Source organism: Chitinivorax sp. PXF-14 (assembly GCF_040812015.1).
GTDB lineage: Bacteria > Pseudomonadota > Gammaproteobacteria > Burkholderiales > SCOH01 > JBFNXJ01.
On record NZ_JBFNXJ010000031.1, the window covers coordinates 1 to 5471 of the forward strand.

A 5471-nucleotide genomic window follows, 5' to 3' on the forward strand; every position below is an offset into this window, starting at 1 on the left:
GCCAGCGCAAAAAGCCCCCGAGAGGGAGTCTCGGGGGCTTTGCATGAGGGGTCTGGCGTTGACCTACTTTCCCACGGGCGATGCCGCAGTATCATTGGCGCGAAGGCGTTTCACGGTCCTGTTCGGGATGGGAAGGCGTGGGACCACCTTGCTATTGACGCCAGACATAAACTGTCTGAGTCGCAGCAGTATTTGCTACGTCTCTGGAAACGGAAGAAGTGGTTTTGATTGTACTGCGCGATTGACTGAATCGGATTGGATTCAGATTATAGGATCAAGCCTCACGGGCAATTAGTATCGGTTAGCTTAACGCATTACTGCGCTTCCACACCCGACCTATCAACGTGGTGGTCTTCCACGACCCTTCAGGGCGGTCAAGCCGCCAGGGAAGTCTCATCTTGAGGCGAGTTTCCCGCTTAGATGCTTTCAGCGGTTATCTCTTCCGAACTTAGCTACCCGGCGATACGACTGGCGTCATAACCGGTACACCAGAGGTTCGTCCACTCCGGTCCTCTCGTACTAGGAGCAGCCCCCCTCAAACTTCCAACGCCCACTGCAGATAGGGACCAAACTGTCTCACGACGTTTTAAACCCAGCTCACGTACCACTTTAAATGGCGAACAGCCATACCCTTGGGACCGGCTACAGCCCCAGGATGTGATGAGCCGACATCGAGGTGCCAAACTCCCCCGTCGATATGAACTCTTGGGAGGAATCAGCCTGTTATCCCCGGAGTACCTTTTATCCGTTGAGCGATGGCCCTTCCATACAGAACCACCGGATCACTATGTCCTGCTTTCGCACCTGCTCGACTTGTCGGTCTCGCAGTTAAGCATCCTTTTGCCATTGCACTATCAGTACGATTTCCGACCGTACCTAGGATACCTTCGAGCTCCTCCGTTACACTTTGGGAGGAGACCGCCCCAGTCAAACTGCCTACCATGCACGGTCCCCGACCCGGATCACGGGCCTAGGTTAGAACCTCAAACACACCAGGGTGGTATTTCAAGGACGGCTCCACTGAAACTAGCGTCTCAGCTTCATAGCCTCCCACCTATCCTACACAAGTCTGTTCAAAGTCCAATGCAAAGCTACAGTAAAGGTTCACGGGGTCTTTCCGTCTAGCAGCGGGGAGATTGCATCTTCACAAACACTTCAACTTCGCTGAGTCTCAGGAGGAGACAGTGTGGCCATCGTTACGCCATTCGTGCGGGTCGGAACTTACCCGACAAGGAATTTCGCTACCTTAGGACCGTTATAGTTACGGCCGCCGTTTACTGGGGCTTCGATCAAGAGCTTGCACCCCATCACTTAACCTTCCAGCACCGGGCAGGCGTCACACCCTATACGTCCACTTTCGTGTTTGCAGAGTGCTGTGTTTTTAATAAACAGTCGCAGCCACCTTTTCACTGCAACCTCTTCAAGCTCCAGACGCGAGGTCCTTCACCCTACAGAGGCACACCTTCTCCCGAAGTTACGGTGTCAATTTGCCGAGTTCCTTCTCCTGAGTTCTCTCAAGCGCCTTAGGATTCTCACCCTGCCCACCTGTGTCGGTTTGCAGTACGGTCAATTTGGAACTGAAGCTTAGAGGCTTTTCCTGGAAGCATGGGATCAATCACTTCAGTGCACGTGGCACCTCGTCATCACGCCTCAGCTAAGCTCGCCGGATTTGCCTAGCAAGCACGCCTACACGCTTAAACCAACTATTCCAACAGTTGGCTGACCTACCCTTCTCCGTCCCCCCATCGCATTCCAAATCGGTACAGGAATATTAACCTGTTTCCCATCGACTACGCATTTCTGCCTCGCCTTAGGGGCCGACTCACCCTACGCCGATGAACGTTGCGTAGGAAACCTTGGGCTTTCGGCGACAAGGACTTTCACCTTGTTTATCGCTACTCATGTCAACATTCGCACTTCTGATACCTCCAGCAGCCTTTACAAGCCACCTTCGCAGGCTTACAGAACGCTCTCCTACCACCATGCATAAAGCATGATCCGCAGCTTCGGTTACGTGCTTAGCCCCGTTACATCTTCCGCGCAGGACGACTCGACCAGTGAGCTATTACGCTTTCTTTGAATGATGGCTGCTTCTAAGCCAACATCCTGGCTGTCTATGCCTTCCCACTTCGTTTACCACTTAGCACGTCATTTGGGACCTTAGCTGGCGGTCTGGGTTGTTTCCCTCTTGACACCGGACGTTAGCACCCGATGTCTGTCTCCCACGCTCGCACTTCTCGGTATTCGGAGTTTGCAATGGTTTGGTAAGTCGCGATGACCCCCTAGCCATAACAGTGCTCTACCCCCGAGAGTGATACGTGAGGCACTACCTAAATAGTTTTCGGAGAGAACCAGCTATTTCCGGATTTGTTTAGCCTTTCACCCCTATCCACAGCTCATCCCCTAGTTTTGCAACACTAGTGGGTTCGGTCCTCCAGTGCGTGTTACCGCACCTTCAACCTGGCCATGGATAGATCATCCGGTTTCGGGTCTACGCCCAGCAACTCAACGCCCTATTCGGACTCGGTTTCCCTACGCCTCCCCTATGCGGTTAAGCTCGCTACTGAACGTAAGTCGTTGACCCATTATACAAAAGGTACGCAGTCACCCCACAAGGAGGCTCCCACTGTTTGTATGCACACGGTTTCAGGTTCTATTTCACTCCCCTTCCGGGGTTCTTTTCGCCTTTCCCTCACGGTACTGGTTCACTATCGGTCGATTACGAGTATTTAGCCTTGGAGGATGGTCCCCCCATCTTCAGACAGGATTTCACGTGTCCCGCCCTACTTGTCGTATGCTCAGTACCACCACCCAGATTTCGCGTACGGGGCTATCACCCACTATGGCCAGACTTTCCAGACTGTTCCACTATCTCGATGGTTATCACATACAGGCTCTTCCCATTTCGCTCGCCACTACTTTGGGAATCTCGGTTGATTTCTTTTCCTCCGGCTACTTAGATGTTTCAGTTCACCGGGTTCGCTCTACCCACCCTATATATTCAGGTGGGAGTGACCCTTGCGGGCCGGGTTTCCCCATTCGGACATCTCGGGATCAATGCTTTATTGCCAGCTCCCCCGAGCTTTTCGCAGGCTTACACGTCCTTCATCGCCTGTAATCGCCAAGGCATCCACCATGTGCACTTAGTCGCTTGATCCTATAATCTCAATCCAATCTCGCGATCGGCTTCGATTTCGGTACTCAATCGGTGTTTGCAGTCTATCTACGACTTGCAGATAAACTGTTGCGATACAATCAAAAACCCATTGTTGCTCTGTTTCTGATGCACTGAACTCGCGCTCACGCATCAGGAGAACTTCAATGTCACTTCTTCCGTTTTGTTAAAGATCAAGTACAGCCTTATTGCTACAATCAGCAAATCCAACCACTCTTGCATGACGCCCAAAGCAGTTCGATTTGATGACTGACGCCCTTGCGGGCAGGTGATGGTGGAGGTTGACGGGATCGAACCGACGACCCCCTGCTTGCAAAGCAGGTGCTCTCCCAGCTGAGCTAAACCCCCATTTCAGACCCGAGCCAATCAGTGATTTCTCACTCATTTTCTCGTTTACTGTTCTTTGGTGGGCCTGGCTGGATTTGAACCAGCGACCCCACGCTTATCAAGCGTGTGCTCTGACCAACTGAGCTACAAGCCCAACTCAGGTCCAACTCTGTACTCTAACTTGCACAGTCGATAAGGGTGAGTGCTTGCGGACGGCTTTTCTCTAGAAAGGAGGTGATCCAGCCGCAGGTTCCCCTACGGCTACCTTGTTACGACTTCACCCCAGTCATGAAACATACCGTGGTAAGCGCTTTCCTTGCGGTTGAGCTACCTACTTCTGGTATCCCTCACTCCCATGGTGTGACGGGCGGTGTGTACAAGGCCCGGGAACGTATTCACCGCGGCATGCTGATCCGCGATTACTAGCGATTCCGACTTCATGCACTCGAGTTGCAGAGTACAATCCGGACTACGATCGGCTTTCTGGGATTAGCTCCCCCTCGCGGGTTGGCAACCCTCTGTACCGACCATTGTATTACGTGTGAAGCCCTACCCATAAGGGCCATGAGGACTTGACGTCATCCCCACCTTCCTCCGGTTTGTCACCGGCAGTCCCATTAAAGTGCCCAACTTAAGGATGGCAATTAATGGCAAGGGTTGCGCTCGTTGCGGGACTTAACCCAACATCTCACGACACGAGCTGACGACAGCCATGCAGCACCTGTGTCCACTTTCTCTTTCGAGCACCTAATGCATCTCTGCTTCGTTAGTGGCATGTCAAGGGTAGGTAAGGTTTTTCGCGTTGCATCGAATTAATCCACATAATCCACCGCTTGTGCGGGCCCCCGTCAATTCCTTTGAGTTTTAATCTTGCGACCGTACTCCCCAGGCGGTCTACTTCACGCGTTAGCTGCGTTACCAAAAGGGTCTCCCCTCCCGACAACTAGTAGACATCGTTTAGGGCGTGGACTACCAGGGTATCTAATCCTGTTTGCTCCCCACGCTTTCGTGCATGAGCGTCAGTGTTGGCCCAGGAGACTGCCTTCGCCATCGGTGTTCCTCCACATCTCTACGCATTTCACTGCTACACGTGGAATTCCATCTCCCTCTGCCACACTCTAGCCGACCAGTCCTCAATGCAGTTCCCAGGTTGAGCCCGGGGATTTCACATCAAGCTTAATCAGCCGCCTGCGCACGCTTTACGCCCAGTAATTCCGATTAACGCTTGCACCCTACGTATTACCGCGGCTGCTGGCACGTAGTTAGCCGGTGCTTATTCTTCCGGTACTCTCATCCCCAGCAGATATTAGCTGCTAGGATTTGCTCCCGGACAAAAGAGCTTTACAACCCGAAGGCCTTCTTCACTCACGCGGCATGGCTGGATCAGGGTTGCCCCCATTGTCCAAAATTCCCCACTGCTGCCTCCCGTAGGAGTCTGGGCCGTGTCTCAGTCCCAGTGTGGCGGATCATCCTCTCAGACCCGCTACGGATCGTTGCCTTGGTGAGCCTTTACCCCACCAACTAGCTAATCCGACATCGGCCGCTCTCCAAGCACAAGGTCCTAAGATCCCCTGCTTTCCTGCTCACAGTATATGCGGTATTAGCACACCTTTCGGTGCGTTATCCCCCACTTGAAGGTACGTTCCGATGCATTACTCACCCGTTCGCCACTAGATTAGGAGCAAGCCCCTAACCCCGTTCGACTTGCATGTGTAAAGCATGCCGCCAGCGTTCAATCTGAGCCAGGATCAAACTCTTTCGTTTAATCCATTTGCTCGCAAAATCTCAGATTACCTGACATTTACGCGAGTACTTCATCTCTTTGTGACTCCCCGTCGAAACGGTTCGTCCGCCGAGCCTCAAGCACCCACGCTTATCGACTGTACTTTTTTGTTAAAGATCAATTGCTTGCGAACACCACCACGTCGTTTCCGCCGGTGCGTCGCTGCAGAGAGGCCGAACTATACGC

The 5471-nt window shown here is 52.8% G+C and carries 2 tRNA genes and 3 rRNA genes; all 5 read right to left on the bottom strand.

The features are described 5' to 3' along the window. Positions 1 to 50 precede the first annotated feature (50 nt). Positions 51 to 165: ribosomal RNA gene (gene rrf / locus ABWL39_RS20670) — 5S ribosomal RNA — on the bottom strand. Between the two features lie 105 nt (positions 166 to 270). Next, positions 271 to 3157, bottom strand: a 23S ribosomal RNA gene (locus ABWL39_RS20675). 290 nt (positions 3158 to 3447) lie between these two features. Then, positions 3448 to 3523, bottom strand: a tRNA-Ala gene (locus tag ABWL39_RS20680). Between the two features lie 56 nt (positions 3524 to 3579). Beyond that, positions 3580 to 3656, bottom strand: a tRNA-Ile gene (locus ABWL39_RS20685). Between the two features lie 73 nt (positions 3657 to 3729). Continuing rightward, positions 3730 to 5266: ribosomal RNA gene (locus tag ABWL39_RS20690) — 16S ribosomal RNA — on the bottom strand. The 16S, 23S and 5S rRNA genes sit together here with 2 tRNA genes alongside, the layout of an rRNA operon. Positions 5267 to 5471: the final 205 nt, after the last annotated feature.